Annotated in this window: 18 protein-coding genes and 1 pseudogene; 6 read left to right on the forward strand and 13 right to left on the reverse strand. The window is 55.8% G+C overall.

Annotation, left to right across the window (positions count from 1 at the left end):
• Window positions 1–4 precede the first annotated feature (4 nt).
• Window positions 5–2,284: pseudogene (gene opgB / locus ACQE3Y_RS19075) on the forward strand (phosphatidylglycerol--membrane-oligosaccharide glycerophosphotransferase); the annotation flags it as partial.
• Here the strand turns inward: opgB and ACQE3Y_RS19080 are convergent.
• On the reverse strand, window positions 2,271–3,341 hold the full coding sequence (locus tag ACQE3Y_RS19080) for a LacI family DNA-binding transcriptional regulator (protein WP_426982293.1): 1,071 nt from the start codon (window positions 3,339–3,341) through the stop codon (window positions 2,271–2,273). The pseudogene opgB and the gene ACQE3Y_RS19080 overlap by 14 nt on opposite strands.
• Before the next feature lie 201 nt (window positions 3,342–3,542).
• Between ACQE3Y_RS19080 and ACQE3Y_RS19085 the strand changes: the two genes are divergently transcribed.
• The 5 genes from ACQE3Y_RS19085 to ACQE3Y_RS19105 all read left to right on the forward strand — a co-directional run bounded on the left by ACQE3Y_RS19085 (window position 3,543) and on the right by ACQE3Y_RS19105 (window position 8,274).
• The gene (locus tag ACQE3Y_RS19085; RefSeq protein WP_426975166.1) at window positions 3,543–4,361 is read left to right on the forward strand and encodes an ABC transporter substrate-binding protein; all 819 of its coding nucleotides are present in this window, start codon (window positions 3,543–3,545) and stop codon (window positions 4,359–4,361) included.
• Window positions 4,362–4,441: 80 nt separating this feature from the next.
• Entirely contained in the window at window positions 4,442–5,272 is an 831-nt protein-coding gene (locus ACQE3Y_RS19090) for an amino acid ABC transporter permease (protein ID WP_426982294.1), read from the forward strand.
• Window positions 5,262–6,035 carry an amino acid ABC transporter ATP-binding protein gene (locus ACQE3Y_RS19095; protein ID WP_426982295.1) on the forward strand — a complete coding sequence of 258 codons (774 nt, stop codon included), beginning with the start codon at window positions 5,262–5,264 and terminating at the stop codon, window positions 6,033–6,035. Before ACQE3Y_RS19090 ends, ACQE3Y_RS19095 begins: the two co-directional genes overlap by 11 nt.
• Entirely contained in the window at window positions 6,035–7,105 is a 1,071-nt protein-coding gene (locus ACQE3Y_RS19100) for a Gfo/Idh/MocA family protein (protein ID WP_426982296.1), read from the forward strand. Before ACQE3Y_RS19095 ends, ACQE3Y_RS19100 begins: the two co-directional genes overlap by 1 nt.
• 41 nt (window positions 7,106–7,146) lie before the next feature.
• Window positions 7,147–8,274 (forward strand): NAD(P)/FAD-dependent oxidoreductase, encoded by a 1,128-nt coding sequence (locus tag ACQE3Y_RS19105; RefSeq protein WP_426982297.1) that lies wholly within the window; start codon window positions 7,147–7,149, stop codon window positions 8,272–8,274.
• 177 nt (window positions 8,275–8,451) lie between these two features.
• Here ACQE3Y_RS19105 and ACQE3Y_RS19110 read toward each other — a convergent pair whose 3' ends face one another.
• The 12 genes from ACQE3Y_RS19110 to ACQE3Y_RS19165 form a co-directional block, all read right to left on the reverse strand.
• On the reverse strand, window positions 8,452–8,643 hold the full coding sequence (locus ACQE3Y_RS19110; RefSeq protein WP_426982298.1) for a type II toxin-antitoxin system HicA family toxin: 192 nt from the start codon (window positions 8,641–8,643) through the stop codon (window positions 8,452–8,454).
• Window positions 8,644–8,663: 20 nt separating this feature from the next.
• Window positions 8,664–9,278 carry an RcnB family protein gene (locus tag ACQE3Y_RS19115; RefSeq protein WP_426982299.1) on the reverse strand — a complete coding sequence of 205 codons (615 nt, stop codon included), beginning with the start codon at window positions 9,276–9,278 and terminating at the stop codon, window positions 8,664–8,666.
• A 294-nt stretch (window positions 9,279–9,572) separates the two neighbouring features.
• The gene (locus tag ACQE3Y_RS19120; RefSeq protein ID WP_426975172.1) at window positions 9,573–9,911 is read right to left on the reverse strand and encodes a DUF1493 family protein; all 339 of its coding nucleotides are present in this window, start codon (window positions 9,909–9,911) and stop codon (window positions 9,573–9,575) included.
• Window positions 9,905–10,363: an STM2901 family protein gene (locus tag ACQE3Y_RS19125; RefSeq protein WP_426975173.1), complete on the reverse strand. Its 459-nt coding sequence runs from the start codon at window positions 10,361–10,363 to the stop codon at window positions 9,905–9,907. Before ACQE3Y_RS19125 ends, ACQE3Y_RS19120 begins: the two co-directional genes overlap by 7 nt.
• 232 nt (window positions 10,364–10,595) lie before the next feature.
• Complete coding sequence (locus tag ACQE3Y_RS19130) at window positions 10,596–11,363, reverse strand: class I SAM-dependent methyltransferase (protein WP_426975174.1); 768 nt, start codon at window positions 11,361–11,363, stop codon at window positions 10,596–10,598.
• A 101-nt stretch (window positions 11,364–11,464) separates the two neighbouring features.
• Window positions 11,465–12,475, reverse strand: coding sequence for an SIS domain-containing protein (locus ACQE3Y_RS19135; protein ID WP_426982300.1), 1,011 nt, complete (start codon window positions 12,473–12,475; stop codon window positions 11,465–11,467).
• A gap of 18 nt (window positions 12,476–12,493) precedes the next feature.
• A complete protein-coding gene (locus tag ACQE3Y_RS19140) occupies window positions 12,494–13,555 on the reverse strand; it encodes an SIS domain-containing protein (protein WP_426982301.1) in 1,062 nt (353 codons plus the stop codon).
• 10 nt (window positions 13,556–13,565) lie between these two features.
• Window positions 13,566–14,393, reverse strand: coding sequence for a PTS system mannose/fructose/sorbose family transporter subunit IID (locus ACQE3Y_RS19145; RefSeq protein WP_426975196.1), 828 nt, complete (start codon window positions 14,391–14,393; stop codon window positions 13,566–13,568).
• On the reverse strand, window positions 14,383–15,159 hold the full coding sequence (locus ACQE3Y_RS19150) for a PTS mannose/fructose/sorbose/N-acetylgalactosamine transporter subunit IIC (protein WP_085068153.1): 777 nt from the start codon (window positions 15,157–15,159) through the stop codon (window positions 14,383–14,385). The genes ACQE3Y_RS19145 and ACQE3Y_RS19150 overlap by 11 nt, the downstream gene beginning before the upstream one ends.
• A 14-nt stretch (window positions 15,160–15,173) precedes the next feature.
• The gene (locus ACQE3Y_RS19155; protein ID WP_250651703.1) at window positions 15,174–15,644 is read right to left on the reverse strand and encodes a PTS sugar transporter subunit IIB; all 471 of its coding nucleotides are present in this window, start codon (window positions 15,642–15,644) and stop codon (window positions 15,174–15,176) included.
• A 15-nt stretch (window positions 15,645–15,659) separates the two neighbouring features.
• A complete protein-coding gene (locus ACQE3Y_RS19160; RefSeq protein WP_426975177.1) occupies window positions 15,660–16,082 on the reverse strand; it encodes a PTS sugar transporter subunit IIA in 423 nt (140 codons plus the stop codon).
• Window positions 16,083–16,172: 90 nt separating this feature from the next.
• Window positions 16,173–18,929, reverse strand: a complete 2,757-nt coding sequence (locus ACQE3Y_RS19165; RefSeq protein WP_426982310.1) for a sigma 54-interacting transcriptional regulator — start codon at window positions 18,927–18,929, stop codon at window positions 16,173–16,175.
• Window positions 18,930–19,088: the final 159 nt, after the last annotated feature.

Here is a 19,088-nt window from a genome sequence, read left to right on the forward strand (position 1 = left end):
CCCGTTGTCTGAACTCTTTTCAGTCATTTTATTTGTGGCATCCATTGCCATTTATGCTTACAAAGCCGGACGAAACACTTTTTGGTACCTTTCCCTGCTGCTGGTGCTGGGATTGTTTATCATTCTCAACGCCACGCTCTACGCCAGCAACTATTTTACCGGCGAAGGGATTAACGATGCGGTGCTCTATACCTTAACCAACAGCCTGACCGGCGCGGGGGTCAGTAAATATGTGCTGCCCGGCATCGGGCTGATACTGGCGCTGTTTCTGGTGTTCTGTCTGCTCTCCTGGCTACTGCGGCGGCGCGGCGATCGCCCGCACCATTTCGGCTACAGCCTGCTGGCGTTGCTGCTGGCGCTTGCCTCGATTAAAACCACGCCCGCTTTTCAGCAGGTCGCCGACCTGTTCGTCTCGCAGACACCTGGCGACGAATCTGACTTTGCGCAGTGGTATCACGAACCGCAGAAGCAGATCGCTAACCCCAAATTCAACCTGGTTTATATCTATGGTGAAAGCCTGGAGCGCACTTATTTTAACGAGCAGGCATTTCCTCAGCTGGCGCCGGAGCTAAGCCGCCTCAGAAAGCAGCAGGCGCTGGATTTCGCGCAAACCGAGCAGCTGCCGGGCACCGAATATACCATTGCCGGTATGGTGGCTTCGCAGTGCGGCATTCCGCTGTTCGCGCCCTTTGAAGGCAACGCCTCCGCCTCGCTTTCCAGCTTTTTCCCACAGAATACTTGCCTTGGCGATATTTTAAAAAATTCCGGCTATCAAACCTGGTTTATCCAGGGCGCGGATCTGCGCTTTGCCGGAAAAGATACTTTCCTGAAATCGCACGGCATCGATCATCTCTATGGCTTACAGGAGCTAAAAGATCGGGTTGCGGACCCCGCCTATCGCAACAACTGGGGCTTTTATGACGATACGGTGATGGATGAGGTATGGCAAAAGTTCGAACAGCTGTCGCAGCAGAAACAGCGGTTTGCACTCTTTACCCTGACGGTAGATACCCATCATCCTGACGGCTTTATTTCCCGTAGCTGCCAGCATAAAAGCTACAGCTATGAAGGTAAGCCCAACCAGTCTTTCAGCGCCGTGGCCTGTAGTCAGGAGCATGTTGCCCGGCTAATTGAGCGCATTCTGGCATCGCCGTGGGCCAAAAATACCCTGATTGTGGTCTCCTCCGATCACTTGGCGATGAACAACACCGCGTGGAAATACCTTAACGCCCATCAGCGCGATAATCTGTTTATGGTTATTCGCGGCGATCGCGCACAGCCGCAGCTGTTGAGCATGAAACGCAGTTCGCTGGATAACGGCGCAACGGTGCTGGATCTGCTGGGCGGCGATAAGGCCATTGCCCTGGGACGCAGTTCGCTGTCGGATCGCTCGCTGTCGGAGCAGTTTGAGATGAAGAAAAAAGTGCTGGAATGGAAGCCGGATGTGATCCAGCTGTGGGGCTTTCCAAAACGTATCGAGCGCTTTCGCGTGGACCAGCAGAAAAACAGCATCAGCTTCTCCGGCGCGCACTTTAGCCTGCCGCTGCTGCTGAAAATCGGTAAAGACAAAGTTGAGCCGCTGCCGGAAGGCGAATATGCCGCGCCGCTGCGCTACCAGCTGGCTGACTTCGCCGCCGAAGATAAATTTGTCTGGGTGGATCGCTGCTTTAAGATGGCACGCCTGTGGCAGCCTGCGCTGGCCATATCCACCGACCTTTGCGTGGCGCAGGGGCAACTGGGTGCGCAGCCGCAGGTTCAGCATATTGATAAGGCGAACTATGAAAGCACGGTCAATATCCCTCAACGGCCGCTGGATAAGCAGCGCTGGCAGCAGAACGTTGCCGCGCTAAAAGTCGCCGACAACGATATTCGCTATCAGGCCGACAGCTTTAAATTCGACGTGCCGGGCGCGCCGCTGGCGGTGAAAGCGTTTAGCGGCATCTCCCGTTCTGAAAGCTGGGGGCGCTGGTCCAACGCCAACCTCGCGCCGGAGGTGACAATTGAGTACGCCCGGCCGCTGCCGCCAAGTTTTGATCTGGTGATCCGGGCAAAAGCGTTTGGACCTAATGCCCGACATCCGATCCCGGTTCGTGTAGGCGATCAGCAGCAGATGCTAACGCTGGGCCATGAAGTCAGCACGGTAACGCTGCGCTTCAATAATCCTGCAGGCAGCCGCCAGCTGGTGATCGCCCCGCCGGAGCCGGAGCTTTCTAATGAAGGCAACATTATCGGGCAGGACCCACGCAAACTGGGGATCGGTTTGGTCGACATCAAAGTGGTGCCGGTCCGGTCGAACCCCGACGCAGATAGCGCGTCTCAAACTGCGGCATCGGACCAGGCTCTTCGCCACGGATCTGCGCAATAATCCGTCGTGCCGCCTCGCAGCCCATCTCATAGACGGGCTGCGCGATCACCGACAGCGGCGGCGAAACGATCTCCGTCCAGGGGAAATTATCGTACATTACAAACGACAGATCCTGTGGAATGCGCAGGCCGCGCAGATGGAACTCACGTAGCAGCGCCTGAGCAATCAGGCTGTCGGAAGCGATCACCGCCGTGGGCGGCGCGGCGTCATCAAACAGCTCGCTGACGATACGCGCAACAGCCGCATCATCCAGTGCATTGGGTTTGATCAGCGCCGGAATAAAAGGCACCGCCGCCACGCTGAAGGCGTGCTCCATCCCGGCGATACGCTGGGCAACCGGCGTCAGCCCCATATCTTCCGGTCGGCGATAAGGTTCGCTGGAATTCATACTGGTGACGTAGGCGATGCGTCGATGCCCGGCCTCCAGCAGCTCCTGCGTTGCCTGCTGCGCTGAGCGGGTAAAATCGACGCCGATCACTTCAACATCCAGATCGTAAACCGCCCGATCAAACAGCGTGAGCGCCCGCCCTTCCGTCAGCACCTGAGTTAAATGCGCATTATCGCTGGCGGCTGAGCTACTGGGGGCGACGATAATCCCATCCACCCGCTTTTCCAGCATAACGCGGACCGCCTCCTGCTCAATGCTCACCTGCTCATCGCTGTTGCTGAGGATAACGTGGTAGCCCGCCTGGCGCGCTACGTCCGAGATGCCGCGTAGCGCCAGGCCGAAATGCGGGTTTTCAATATCGCCCACTATCACGCCCAGCGTATTAGAGCGCCCGGTATTCATGCTGCGCGCCAGCTCATTGGGGCGATACCCCAGCCGCTCAGCCGCTGCCAGCACCCGCGTCATTACCTCGTCGCTGACCGCGCCGTAACCGCCCAGCGCCCTTGCCGCCTGCGCTTTTGATACCCTTGCCTCACGCGCTACATCGGCAGCGGTAGGCGCTTTCATTCGCATCATTTTACTTGTCATAATTAATTCGAATCACAGGTTGAAGGATCGATCGTTGACGGCTCTGAAAGGCTGTGCTTAATATCACTGTAACTGATTTGAGACCGGTCTCACAAGCGGACTTCTCACTAATCAGCACCTGCATTGAGACCGGACTCATACTAATTAAACGTCCCCGGTTTCAATAGTCGTTGATGTTTAGACAACAAAAACGGACTACTTATGAAATCGCACAACATCCTGTTCAGAATGGCCGTTGCGCTCATCGCCTCGGCTTCAATCGTCACTCTCTCCATCCCGGCCAGCGCGGCGGATAATAACCCTTATGGCCTGATTGAACCGGGTCATATGCGCGTTGCCAGCCTGGGCGATGCGAAACCCTACACCTTTACCGACGCCGCAGGCAATTTTACCGGCTTTGATATTGAGTTTTTTACCAACGTCGCTCACAGGCTGGGCATAAAACAGGTCGATTTTATCGGTCAGGATTTCTCCGGCATTCTGCCTGCGGTGGCGAACGGTCAGTATGATGCGGGCGTGGCGGCGATTGGCATTACGCCGGAACGCGCCAAAACCGTGGACTTCACGACCGGCTATCTTGCCGGCTATCTGTCGGTGCTGACGCGCAGCGACACCGGTATAAAGAGTGTCGATGCGCTGGTCAAACGGCGGCTGGGCGTGGTGCAGGGTACGCTGCAGGAGAGCTATGCGGTGAAGCATTTCCCGCAAACCGACCTGGTGCGTTTTCCCGATAACAATGCCGCCATCTCCTCGCTTAATAACGGCACGCTGGATGCGGTTTTCCTTGATTACGAGGCAGCCAAAAGCTACGCCGACCGCTTCAAACTGGTTCATGCGGCAGATATTCCCTCTTTTGATGCGCCTGCCGGCATCGCGATTGCTAAACAGAAACCGCAGCTAAAAGCCGCGCTGGATAACGCGATCAAAGAGGCGATGCAGGACGGCACCTGGAAACGTCTCTATGAGAAGTGGTTCCCGGGCTCACCGATGCCGAAACAGTACCTGCCCGACGCACAATAATACCGCCTGTTTAGCGAATAGCCCGATCCACCGGGCAGGGATATTTACATCCCGGCCCCTAAAAAAAGCGAGTGCTTACTATGGACCTGTTCGAGATTCTGTCGCGTACCTTCTTCGATTTCCCCTCGATGCTGGCTGTTTTCCCCCAGCTGCTGGGAACGGGGTTAATCAATACCTTGATCATCTCTCTTGCCGCCACGGTGCTGGGCACCACTTTTGGCCTGATTCTGGCGTTAATGGCGATTTCCCCTTCGCGCTGGCTGCGTTTGCCGTCGCGCATCTATACCGATCTGTTTCGCGGCCTGCCATCGATTTTAACCATCCTGCTGATTGGTCAAGGGCTGGCGCGCTTTAGCTATCAGCTGTTTGGCCCTACGCCCTATCCGCTCGGTATTTTCGCCCTTAGTCTGATCGCCAGCGCCTATATGGGCGAGATTTTCCGCTCTGGTATTCAGAGCGTGGAAAAAGGTCAGCTGGAAGCGTGCCGCGCGCTGGGCATGAGCTATGCGCGAGCGATGGCGCTGATCATTATCCCGCAGGGCATTCGCCGCGTGCTGCCTGCGGTGGTAAACCAGTTTATCTCCATTATCAAAGATTCTTCGCTGGTCTATCTGCTTGGGCTGATGGTGGGTCAGCGCGAACTGTTTCGCGTGGGGCAGGATGCCGCCGTGCTCACCGGCAACCTGTCGCCGCTGATGCTGGCGGGCCTGTTCTATCTGGCGATCACCGTGCCGATGACGCATCTGGTCAATGTGATCGATGAGCGCTATCGCAACGGCGGCCGCCGCGCCAGCACCCCGCAAAGCGGGCTGAAAGAAGTTGATGAAGTGCAACAGCACAGCGGAAAAGCGCTGGAGACTGGACGACCCGCCCCTCTCACCCGCCATCGGGAGCAACAGTATGCTGAATAATGCCTTAGCCGCAGATCCCCAGCAGGAAGCGGCATTTCACGGCGCCAGTCTTGAACTGCGCAACCTGACGCTGGCCTATGGTGATCTCGAGGTGCTGCGCAACGTCTCGCTACAGATCCCGGCGGGCACCACCACCTGCATTATCGGTCCCTCCGGCTCAGGTAAATCCACGCTGCTGCGCGGTATCAACCGGCTGCACGAGCCGAAAGCGGGCGATGTGCTGCTTGCTGGCCGCTCGGTGCTGAAAGATAAACCGGACGCGCTGCGCCTGCGCATCGGCATGGTGTTCCAGCATTTCAACCTGTTTCCCGATCATACCGCGCTGCAAAACGTGGCGCTGGCACCCTGGAAGATCAAAAAGCTACCGAAACAGCAGGCGATGGCGATTGCTCGTTTGCGGCTGGATGAAGTGGGGTTAACGCAGCGCGCCGATCATCGACCGCGCGATCTTTCCGGTGGCCAGCAGCAGCGTGTCGCCATTGCCCGCGCCCTGGCGATGGACCCGGAGGTAATGCTGTTCGACGAGGCGACGTCGGCGCTCGATCCTGAACTGGTGAAAGGCGTCCTTAACCTGATGGCGGACCTTTGCCAGCGCGGCATGACCATGGTGGTGGTTACCCATGAAATGGGCTTTGCCCGCAAAGTTGCCGATCAGGTGGTGTTTATGGATGAAGGCGAAATCGTGGAAACCGGCACGCCGGAAGCGATCTTTGAACATCCGCAGTCGGCGCGCCTGCGCCGCTTTTTATCAGAGGTACTGTAATGGCGTTAATACAGGGAAAAATTCGTACTGCGGTGGTGGGATTCGGCATTTCCGGTCAGGTGTTTCACGCGCCGTTGCTCGCTGCCGATGCGCATTTTGCGCTGGACGTTATCGTTACCGGCGATGCTGAACGCCGGGCGCAGGCCCGACAGCGCTATCCGCAGGCGCGGCTGGTAGCGAGCTGGGACGCGTTGTTACAGCTGATTGATGCGGGTGATGTTGAACTGGATCTGCTGGTGCTGGGCACGCCGCCGCAGGGACATCGCACACAGGCGCAAGCTGCCATTGCGCGCGGATTGCATCTGGTGATTGATAAACCTTTTGTTCCGCACAGTCGTGACGGCGAGGCGCTGCTCGCCGCCGCCCGGGCTGCCGGGACACTGCTGACGGTGTTTCAAAACCGCCGCTGGGACGGTGATTTCCTGACGGTGAAAAAGCTGCTGAGTCAGGATGCGCTGGGCGAAATCCGCATTTTTGAATCACGTTTTGAATGGTGGCGACCGCAGGGATTCGGCAACTGGCGCGACCACGCAACTATCGCAGAAGGCGGCGGCCTGCTGCTGGATCTTGGCAGCCATCTGATCGATCAGGCGTTACAGCTCTTTGGCCCGGTGGCCGACAGCTACGCCGAGCTGGCGCGCCATACGCAGCCCGCGCTTTCCGATGCCGACGAAGACAGCTTTGTGTCGCTGCTGCACGTTAACGGCGTGCGTACCCGGCTGTGGATGAACGGGCTCGCCGCGCGCCAGGGACCGCGTTTTCATCTGCTGGGCAGCCAGGCAGGCTTTAGCAAATGGGGACTGGATAATCAGGAGCCTGCGCTGGCGACCGGCATGACGCCGCTGGATGCCGCCTGGGGCCTGGAAGAGTCCAGCCGCTGGGGCACGCTGACCCGCAATAACCAGGATCGCATTATCGAGACCGAGCGCGGCGACTATCCCGCTTTCTATCGCCAGCTGGCGAATGCATTACTGGAAGGTGCTCCGCTGCCGGTAGATGCCGCAGAGTCGCTGGCGGCGCTGCGTCTGATTGAAGATTTACATACCCGTTACGCCGTCCGCACTGCCTGAAACGGACAGCCTGTTTTCTTATCTGAACAAGGAACATCGTGATGTCACTGAAAAATAATCAGAAACCTGTGGTGGTGATTGGCGGCGGCGCTATCGGCGTCTCCAGCGCGGTACATCTGCTGCGTCAGGGTGTGCAGGTAACGCTGGTTACCGAAGCGGCGCTGGGATCCGGCGCATCGGGACGCTCCCTTTCCTGGCTCAATTCCGCTGGAGAACGTGCGCGTGAATATCATGCGCTGCGTATGGCGGGCATCGATCGCTATCGCACGCTGTTTGCCCACCATCCCGATCTCCCCTGGCTGCGTTTTGACGGCGGCCTTTACTGGGCTGCGGATGACGATCGCGGTACCCAGGCGCGCCACGCATATGAAAAAGCGCATGGCTACGACTCTGCGCTGGTCAGCCCGGAAAATATCGATGCTTTTACGCAGAATATTGCGCCGCAGGCAATGGCTAACAGCGCCATTTATAACGCCGGTGAGGGCTGGGTGAGCCTGCCGCATCTGATTGGGTGGCTGATGGAAGAATTTCATCAGCGGGGCGGTCAACTGATTGAGCATGGCGGGAAGGCCACGGTGAAAACCGATGCCAGCGGACGCGTCTGCGGCATCAGCACCACGCGTGCCGGTGAGCTGTCGGCAGATAAAGTGCTGGTGGCCTGCGGGCCGCAAACGCCGGAGGTGGTTGCACCGCTTGGCGTCACTATTCCTGACGGCTCACCGGTCTCAATGCTGGTCACCACCGATCCCGTTGATAAGCCGATTGAAGTGGTGATGAATACGCCACGCGCCGCTGTACGGCCCAACCCAGGCAACACGCTGGCAGTGGATCATGACTGGTATGAAGAGCATATTTCTGCTGTTGGCGATGGCGAATACCGTATCCCGAAGCCGGTGGTGCAGGAGCTGCTGGATGAAGCCAGCAAACTGATCGCTGGCAAGCCTGCACTGCGCGCCAGCGGCTGGAAGATAGGCCTGAAGCCGATTCCTGGCGATGGCAATCCGGTTTTTGGCGAGCTGGAAAAGGTGCCGGGCTGCTTTGTTGCCTTTACTCACTCCGGTGCCACGCTGGCGCTGATTGCCGGTGATTTGCTGGCGGAAGAAATGATCAGCGGCGAGCCGCATCCCATGTTTGCGACCTTCCGTGCCGAGCGTTTTGCGCAGGCTTAAAAGCGACATCAGGCCGCACCGGTAACATATTCGGCCATTTAGGCGATTAAGCCCAAAGATACGCCCTAAGGCATCCTATTGATAAAGGTTGTTTTAGGGCTGTAAGTTTTTCGGTTAAAGCAAGAAGCCCGCCGGGCTGCGGTCTGTTAACGTGCGGATAACTCGCGCTCCAGCAGATCAACAATGAACTGATTTCCTGGTATTCCCGAGTTGAAATTTCCGGCGTGAGCCGCTGCTTTTCTTAACGACACCGCCTACTGCTTCTATAAGCGATATAATGTCATCCCATTTGATGCCCGCTTTTGGCGGCTCCGTCATAATGTCATTAAATAAAGGCTTAAGGTTACGGGAACAAAAAACGGCCAGCATCGCTGCTGGCCGGTAATTGATTAATGGAAGAAAATATCGCCCGATCTGGCTTTGATAATTTTGCCGTCCGCTTTGGAAATCAGCACATAGTTACCGCCCATATAGGTCCAGTGGCTGTCAGCATCCGGCGCAGGTAGGTGGCGTTTTTGCCATTCGGTAATCTCGTAGGTCTTTGTCCGATACTTTTCCGGCACTACCGAACCAATAGTGTAGCGCTGCGCATCGCTAAAGAATTCGGTTACTTCATAAGGCTCTTTCGGCTGCTGCTGAGCCGTATCCGGCGTTGCGGCATCAGGCGTTGCCGGCTCAACCTGTGGTTGAGTCTCGGCAGGCTCCTGCGGCACGGCGGATGCTGGCGCATCCTGAGTTTGTCCCTGAGTCGGATCCTGCTGAGCTGGCGTTTGCGTCACGCCCTGATTCGGATCCTGCTGGGCTGGCGTTTGCGGCACGCCCTGAGTCGGATCCTGTTGAGCTGGCGTTTGCGGCACGCCCTGATTCGGATCCTGCTGGGCTGGCGTTTGCGGCACGGTTTCCGCCGGAGCGGTCTGCGGCTCTCCTTCCGCATGGGTAACAGAAGTAAATGCCAGCGCGCCGATCAATGCGCCCGAAAATAAAATCTTAGTGGTGTTACGCATAGTTTCTCCTGATTTCCCTGCCCTGTTGTTGCGGGCGCTTATTCTTAGTGACAACAAATTAACCCTGGTTACGTCAGCAGGCACAACTTTTATTGTGAACTTTGTTGTCAAAGAGCGACCTTGATCCGGCTGTAAACCGCAGACTGCGGGCTGCCTGACCGGTTGCTGAGGCGGTATTTTCAGACGCAGGATATCACTGGCTTTGAATAGTGGTTTGCTCAACGGCGGAAACAGGCAAGATATGGCAACGCATCAGATCAAAAAAACCACTGGCTGGGCTACCTGCACGCGAAGCTAATCATACAACCAGCGACCCGCCCTGGCGGATTCTGCAAACATTTTTACCGTCAATGGTTTTCTGTTTGCAATTACTGACGCCCTGAAATTACGCCCTTTGAAAACACGGGTAGTTAATGGCAGGTTTTCCCAGGGAAAGTAGTTGCGCATATCCAAAGCAGAAATATCAACACCATATTTGTTACTGTAATCACTAATCACATAAGGTAATTCATCGGCTGGCGCATAATCCTGTAACAATGTTTCCAGCTCAAGCGGAACCGTCTGGAGCTTTCGGTTAACTTGCCTGGATAATTCACCACGAAAAAATGCCAGTATCTCTGTGTCACTTACCAAATTTTATCTCCTCCTCTGGCAAGATAATTATATTTTTTTATAGTCTGGAATGTAATTACAGAAACATCACTTGCGAGTATAACCCATCCGACAATCGGAATGGCTCTGCCGACAAACGTACCGATTTTATGTGTCATGAGAATTTTCAGGCGATGAGGCGGGTACCCGCCGACGACAGAAGGAAGCTCCAGCCCCCATGGAAACTGCGCATTACCAAACACTTTTCTTGCTCCACGTGATGCTAAAGATGTGCCCGGCGTGGCATTAGCAAATTTTCCACGGGTCGACAAAATATTAAGGCCGGTAACAATGGAAATAATAGCGCCGAAATCCTGAACGCCGAGTTGATCCGCTACATTCTCGCAAAATATCATGAACAGTAATTCACTGGCTGAAAGATTAGATCTTCCTGCATAAAAGTAGGTTCCGTTAAGTTCCTCTGTGGTATCCATTCCCGTGCTCTCCCTGTAAACTCTCCCTTATCCAGATGCCGACTATAACGCGCCACAGCAGCCGACTCTGCTGTGATTATTTATATTTGTGGCAAATGCCAATAATCCATTGGCCGGTACAATAGCGAATATTGCAATATCCCCATCCTGACCACCCCTACCCGTGATAGCATCTGTATAAGCACAGAACGCTGGCACCGGCAGTATGGGCGAGTGCGCCGCCCGCCGCGTTTCAGGCTTTGCGTGAGCAGCAGACGATATAATTCATATTATGCCGCTGCGCATGGAAATAACGCAGCATGCCCAGAAAGCGCTGGCGGTTTTCCCGGTTCTTCAGGCCATTAAATATAATCTTCACGGTTCTTAATAGCCCTTCATCTTTCATCATGCCGCGTGGCGACATCAGCGACATTTTACCGTTATGGGTTTGCACCTGACTAAAGCCGCTCTGCAGGAACATTTGCTGCCAGCTCTCTTTGCTCATCGGACTAACGTTAGATTTCACTACCTGCTGTAGCCGGGAATCCGCGCTGGCCGGTAGCTGCCCCTGCGTTAACATAATATCGTGGGTTAACAAACAGCCGCCGGGCTTTAATACACGATAATACTCCTGCACCAGACGCTGTTTCGCCTTATCCGCATACATGGTGAGCATGGCTTCATTGATCACCATATCAAAACTGTTATCCGGGAAAGGAAGATGGTGCGCATTGGCTTCGCTGACCTGGATACGCTCGCTAAGACCAGCGGCGGCGACATTTTCACGCGCTTTGCTTAGCGCCTGCTTGTCCATATCCACGGCGTGTACATAGCAGCCAAAGCGCGAAACCAGTTCAATAGCCGTGGTGCCCATATTACAGGCGATTTCCAGTACCCGGCTCTGTTCATTTAGCCCGGCATGCGCCATCAGCCATTCGGTCGCCTCTGTGCCGCCGGGACGCAGCCGGGTTTTTCCCAGGCTGGCCAGAAAGGTATGTCCTGCTTTATTACTCTCAGACATCATTATTTCACTCAAAAAAAAGATGCATATATTATGCATCTTAGTCAGAGTGAAGTTAAGCCGAAAGCCGTGCTCACCTGCCCCAGAAAGGGCAATGGGCATTAATAATCAAACTGGCGGTAATAGCGGCGGATATTAAGATCGTGTCCGGTATATTTCTCAAAATGTGCCGCCAGGCGATCCACCAGCAGCGTGGAAGCAACGCAAGGGGCGACAATCCAGCGGAAAGCGTCATCTATTCCATTGAGGCGATAATCGAGTGGATCGATCACTACCACACAATCGCTGATTTTACGGGCAAAGGCTTCTACCCGATCGTCCAGCGTGCGGCATGTACCTTCGCCTTTTACCAGGAACAGCGGCACCTCTTTCTCCAGCAGCTCCAGCGTGCCGTGAAAGAATTCCGCCGAGCTTACCGATTTGGTGCGCTTCCACTGCATCTCTTCCAGAATACACATTGAGAAAAGGTAGACCTCGCCCCACATCTCCGCGCCGCCGATCCACATCATATAGTCGCGGTCATGGTACTTACGGGCGATCTCATCGGCCTGTGGGTCAAAATCACGTTTGGCCTGCAGCAGATTTTCCGGCAGCAGCTCCAGCTGGCTGGCGAAGCGCTCATAGTCGGCAAACTCGCCGTTTAGCGCCACCAGCCGGAAAAACAGCCAGTAAAGCAGCATATATTCATATTCCACCCCATTTTTATGGCGCATCGGAATATGCCATGTAGCATTGTTGGCCAGCGGCGAATCTTGATTTTTAGTAATCGCTACCACGCGAATACCCTGTGCTTTACACCATTGCGCAATGGCGACTGATTCTTTGGTATCACCCGATTTAGAAAGCGTAATCACCACAGAATCTTTATTTAATTTCTTATTGCCCTTATTAATTAATTCCGCCGCCTGCTCGGTATATATCGGCAGCGAAGTACACTCTTTTGCAAACTCATTGATTGCCATCATAGGCGCCAGCGAGCCGCCTACCGAGGCGAAAAACAGATTGCTGTAACCTGCCTGATGAATATTTTCCGCTACCTGTTCGGCAATTTTACGCGCAGCGATGATCTCACGAGCACTGTTCAGGTACTCGTCCTGATTAAAACCCAACATATTTTTTCTCCTGAGGAATTAAATTTTGCTTTGCAGCACCTTGTCGAAATCGTCAAATATCCGCACGCTTAAATTAATGCCTTTAAGCATGGCAACCCGATAAGCCATTATTTGTACCGGCACGATTAATAACAGCGGTGCCAGTAAAGGATCGATGGGGAAATTCAGTCCCAGCTGACTTTCACTGCTTTCACCCTGGGCGCTGAGGGTAAAGGCCGCTTTAACGTGTAGACGCATATAGTCACGCAGGGCGGCAAGGCGTGGATGCGGCGCATCTTCAATAAACAGCAGCAGATGCTCATGATTGGCCTCCAGGTAGGGGCCATGCATGTAGGCTTCCAGTTCAAAACCGCTTGATGGGCAGCGCACCGTCTCGGTGAACTTGGTTTCGAACTCCTTCGCTACGCCCACCAGCCCGCCGTAGCTGATGGCGACATAGCGCGGTGCGGCAGCCAGCACCGCCTGATGGCGCGTAATGAAATCATCGGTGCGGCGTATCACCTCCGGCAGCCGCTGCGCCATGTTACGTAGCGCGTTCAACGTCTTGTCGCGGGCACGGGCATCCAGTGTTCCCTGCGTTTCTGCGGCCAGCAGCGCGATCAACAGCAAATTCAAAACCGTGGCGCTAAAGCCCAGAGTCACAAAGCCAACCGGCTCAATGCCGCAGTTAATATCCAGCACCGCATCAGCTTCGCGCGCCAGCGGGCTGGTGCAGTCGGCGGTCAGGCAGTAAACCTTGCGGCCCGCTGCCTGCACCTTACGCTGCGCCTCCAGCGTCGAGTGGCTTTTACCGCTCTGCGACAGGGCGATTACCCAGTCGGTCGCCTCATCAAACCGCTCATAGTGGGTAAAGGGATACGGCTCCCTGATCTCTACCTGAATATTCGCCCACTGGCTGAAGGCAAAAGCGGCGCACTGCGCAGCATTCAGCGACGATCCGGTTGCCAGAATCAGCAGTCGCCGCACCGCTCCCTGCGCCAGCAATCCCGACGCCGGTGCCAGCTTTTGCGGATACTCATCTAAAATACGCGCCAGCACTTCCGGTTCGCGCTTGATACAGTCCATCATCGTGACCGACATCGCTATCTCCTCAGAACAGACCAATCCATGAACCCAGGATGCCGACCAGCGCCATCCCGCCAATAATCGCCAGCGGCTGTACCTTTTTGCCCAACAGCCAGTAGACAATGCCAAAACTCAGCAGCGGCAGCAGACAAGGCATAATGTCGTCAATAATTCCCTGCACCTGGGTTTTCGCTTCGCCCGCGCCGAAGGTCACAGGAATAGTGATATCGATCATTGAGGCGGTCATTGCGCCCACCACCATCAGACCGATAATCGAAGCGCCGTAGGTCAGGCTTTCCATCATCCCGCTTTTCTGGACGCGCTGAAGCACGCCGGTGCCCAGCACATATCCCCAGCGGGTAAACAGCCAGCGCACCAGGATATGCGGCACGTTGAAGATCAGCACAAACAGGATCGGCCCCAGGATATTGCCTTTCAGCGCCAGGCTGGTGCCGATGCCGGTGGCGATCAGCCGCAGCGTCCCCCAGAAAAAGGAGTCGCCCAGCCCGGCCAGCGGCCCCATCAGCGACGCTTTGACGTTATCGATCGACGCGCTGTCCAGCCCGTCACCGTTGCGGTTTTTCTCCTCCATCGCGGCGGTAATGCCGAGGATCAGCGTGACGATATGCGGCGTGGTGTTAAAGAAAACCAGATGGCGTTTTAGCGCGCTCACCAGATCCTCATGGCGCGTGTAGAGCTTTTTTAGCACCGGCATCATGGCGTAGACAAAGGCCAGGTTCATCTGCCGCTCATAGTTCCAGGAGAACTCCATCTGGAAAGAGCGCCAGAAGACGCGGCGCAGGTCGCGCGGCGTAATCTGCGGCTCCGCCTGTGGTTCGTTATCAGAAATCATCTTCGTCATCGTTCACTCCTTCTGCCGTTGAGGCGCGCTGAACCGGCTGCTGCGTCATATTGACCATCACCACCGCGACAATTGCGCCGAGGATGGCAATGCCGGTCACCGGGATCTTGAGATAGGCCATCAGCACAAAGCCGAGGAAAAAGTAAGGCGCGACCTTTTTGTTGATCAGCAGCCGCGCCAGCATGGCGAAGCCGAGCGCCGGGATCAGGCCGGTCGCTACGCTCAGTCCATGCTTGATAAACTCAGGGATTGCGTCGAGCAGGCTTTTTACCGCGCCGCTGCCTACCAGAAAGGAGACGGTGACAATGGTCGCCAGCATTAGCGACAGACCGAAGCCCGCCAGCAGATGCATACGCTCAATGCCGCCGGTGTTGCCTTGCTCCGCATACAGATCCGCCTTATGGCTGAGCGTGGGGATAAACAGCCCCAGATAGATATTTTTCAGCACCAGCGTCAGCGTGGCGATCGGCAGGCCGAGCAGCAGCGCCGTTTCAGTACCTGCGCCGGAGGTAATGGCGAAGGCCACGCCAAGAATGCCACCGGTTACCACATCAGGCGGAATCGAAGCGCCAACCGAGAAAGAGCCGATAAACGCCAGCTCCAGCGTCGCGCCCATGATCACGCCGGTTTGCACATCGCCCAGCACCAGGCCGGTCAACAAACCGGTGACGATGGGCCTGGAGAGCAGTGAGGTGCCTAAGGCATATTCAGACTGGGCGATAAACGCCACCAGCCCCAACAACAATGCTTCTGTCATCATCGCTCCCCGCGCTACAGCGCTTCGCTAAACAGCTGTTTGCGGTCGCCCGGCACCTGGCGGATCTCAATCTCTTTGCCCGCCTGAACCAGCGCCTCCAGCAGCGAAATTTCATCCGGCAATACATTGATCGCTTTAGAAATATTGCGGCTGCCCTCTTTGGCCTTGATTCCGCCAAGATTAATGCTGGTGATCTCCGGTACCGCCGTGGCCAGCCGCCAGGCATCGTTCACCGACTCCACCACAATAAACAGCTTATATTTGTCGGTGACGCCGCTTTTGATCGCCTCAATGGCGTCGTCGATATTTTTAATCACCAGCTTTACCGCAGGCGGCTTAGCGAGCTTGATGGTGGTTTTGCGCAACTCATCGTTGGGCACACTGTCATTGGCGATCAAAATGCAATCGGCGCCAATATATTGCGTCCAGGAAAAGGCGACCTGGCCATGCAGCAGTCGATGATCGACCCGTAAGAGCTTTATCATTGTTATCCTCCTCGCTCAGAAATCTTTATCCACGCAGCTGGCGCTGCTAATGGTGTGATTGCAGTACTGCATTCCCGCGCGGGCGTTGCTCAACGCTTCGTTTATCAGCGCTATCGCGGGCTCGTCGGGCGACGCAATCAGCATCTCAATCACCAGCGGCAGGTTTAATCCGGCCAGCAGATGAAAATCGGGCCGATGCAGATAGCGAATAAATTCGTTATTCACGCTGCCGGCGAAAATATCGGTGATGACGATCAGTTCATCCTGCGGCGTAAACGCGGCCATCAGGCTATCGACCTGGCGGGTTAAATCGTCGTTTTCATCTACGTAGGCGCACAGCGCATGCAGATGCGGCTGTTCTCCGAGAATTAGCTCAACGGATTGACGGATGCCGGCGGCAAAAGAGCCGTGGCTGGCAAAAATGTAGTGACGTTTCATCCTGACCTCATCAAGCGGTTCCACGCGTTAATAAGAGCAAGCGGCGTGCCAGGAATAGTGGCGCGCCGCGTCATGCACAGAGAAGAGAGACTAAAACGCTTGATCGGACGGGATAAATTCAGTTTCGCGGTGCAGAATATCGTGGATGTAATGCAGCTCGGCGTCGGGAATTTTGACACTATAGCTGGCCTCAATGACACTAAACGCCTCGCGCAGCGCGTTAAGCTGCTGAGACGGACGCTGCGTTCCGCTGTAGCGTTGGATCGCCGCCTGACGGATCAGCCGTTCGATCAAGCAGCTGATATGTATATAAAGCGCCACCTTACGATCGTTGGTTAGCCTCAGTCCGGCAAGATGCTCATAGCGCAGCAAAAACTGCTCCACCTGATTGATCACTTTACTGGTATCAAGAATGGTCACCGACTCAATCACCCGTCGCAGCGAGAAGTTTTTCACCAGCTGGTTATTGATCTCTTCTACCTGTTCAGCGCTGGTTAGCGCCCCGAACAGCGCCCTCAGCGTGGCGCTGCCTGTGCCGGAGATCAGCGACTCCAGTGAAATCCACGGCACCGGCAGATGCGGATCGATCGTGCCGACCACCGCCAACACCTCGTAGCGCGCCAGCAGCGGTTCACGCTGTGCGCGATCGGTGAGACTGCTGTAATCGCAGGCGACCATCTCAATCGCCAGCGTCTCCGGGATGCTGGCCTTTAGCAGTGCACTCAGGTTATTGGCCGCGCCCAGGCCGGTCGCGCAGGTGGTAACGATCGCCCGTGGTTTATTCCGTACCGGCCAGATAAGCTGATGCTCAACCGGCAGATCCTCCGCCACGTCGCTCACTATCGCTTCAGGCAGATCGCCACGCAGAATGCGCTCGCCCACGTAAAGCGCCATACGCGTCGAGACGTTATTGATAATCGCCACCGGCGTGGTGATATGGCGATGAAAGTGTTGATAAATGGCGTTCAGCGAGCCCATATCCACCAAAATTATCAGCCCGGACGCCAGCGCGTTGCGCTCGATATAGTGCATCACTTCGCTGGCGATCGCTTCCGGCGTCACGTCCAGCGGCATATCAAAAGATTCAAACAGGTTGCTTTTCAGCAGACGGTTCGCCACGTTGGCGATGCTGCTGGCGGTGGCGTAGCCGTGTGCCAGAATTACCGCCCGCGTGACCTGTTTTTGGCTCAGCACGCCGGTTTTCTGTAACCAGAGGATCAGCAGCAGCGCATCAATACGCTGTGGATGCAGATCAAGCTTATGGGTTACCGCTGCCAGCACCTCGTGACAGAAACCACAGAGCAGCGGATAGCGCTGTTCCAGGCTGTGAGAGAGCTGCCGGATCAGTTCCGCGTTAAGGCGGGCAGGCGTTTCGCTGGCGCGATGCAGCAGATAGTGGCTCAGCGCATAGATGCAGTTGCCGTTAAACTGCAGGCTGAAGCGCTTTTCCAGCTGATAAAACGCTTCACGCACCTGGCTGCTGGTCAGCAGCAGCATGGAAGATTCCTGCTGATCGCGATGGGTAAAAATAAGCTGGTCGAACAGGCTTTCAATTTCATTGCCCATGCGTTTTTCCATTTCTTCCCACGTCAGCTTTCCGCTGCGCCAGCTTTCAAACAGCGACAGCACGCCGAGCTGCGCATCCTGAATCAGCAGCCGCGCGCTATCCTGTTGACGCAGCAGCCAGGGCAGCGCAACTGTCCGATCGATCACCAGCGGCTCCGCCTGCGTCTCTTCAATGGCTGGCAATTGCGCCATCACCGTTTCTGGCAGATCGTGCAGGGTGATCTCGATCGTCTCGCGGTTCCTCTGCCGCGCCCAGGCGGAAGCAACGCTATATTTCACCGCGTTTTTCATCTCCCCTACGTTGCCGCGCCAGATATGATTTCCCAGTGCGGTAATCAGCCGGGGGCTCAGCCGTAACCGCCCACCGACTTTCTGCGCCTCGCGCCAGAAAAACTGCATCATCAGCGCCTGCTTCTCCTGCGGGCTGCGGCTTGCCAGATCGGGCAGCGTCACCTGAATGGGTATACGGCGAATAAAGGTGATCAGGAAAGTGCTGTGCACCTCCTCGGTGGTGGCGAAGATCAGCCGCGTCTGCACCCGCTGTCCCTGCGCGGTTTCACCCAGCCGGTAGATCTCCCCGCGATCGAGCCAGGTAAACAGCTTTTCCTGCCCTTCCGGATGCAGGCGGTGAACCTCATCAAGAAACAGAATGCCGCCGTGCGCCGCCTCAAACGCGCCCGCCCTGTCGTTAACCGCGCCGGTAAATGCGCCCTTTACATAGCCGAACAGGTTAGCGGTCAGCAGCTCCGGGTTGCTGGCATACTGGGCGCAGTTGAAGTTGATAAAGGGCGCATCGGGCGCGATAACCTGCTGGCCAATGGCATACTCATGCAGCAGCTGTGCCATATAGCTTTTTCCGGTACCGCTGTCGCCGGTAATTAGCAGCGGCAGACCGCCGTCGGGATAAAACAGCGCGGTTTTTAACTGTTCGATGGGCTTTTTCAGGCTGCCGTCATGACCAATCAGCAGGGCAAAATGATCAGCCTGCGGTGCAGGCTCGCCCTCTTCCGCCAGCAGCTCGGCGACGCTGGCATATTCGTTGCGCGACAGTGGAAAGAACTGTTGCTCAAAGCTGGCTTTATGCAGAAAGCAAACCGGACGACCGTTAATTTTTATCAGCTCGCCCTGCGCCACCAGCTGGTTAAGATAGTGGCTGGCAGTATTACGCTGCATGGCAAAGCGCTGTGCCAGCCAGGCGGCGGTAAACACTTCACTGACCTGCTGCGGATCAAAAAAATCGGTCTGATTAATTAAGAAGTTCAGTAGTTTATCTTTACGCATCATGATTTCCCCGGTTTACAACGCAAGGCTATGATGCCGCGAAGTCAGCCGCTGCAACCGCAACCGCGCCGGGGAATTACTGTTTTGTGGGATGCCGCACAGAGTGAAGCTCGACTTACGTATGAACTTGCATCCTGACAGGAACCAACCGCCTTATCG

This window comes from Pantoea sp. FN0305 (assembly GCF_050113845.1).
GTDB classification, from domain to species: domain Bacteria; phylum Pseudomonadota; class Gammaproteobacteria; order Enterobacterales; family Enterobacteriaceae; genus Mixta; species Mixta alhagi.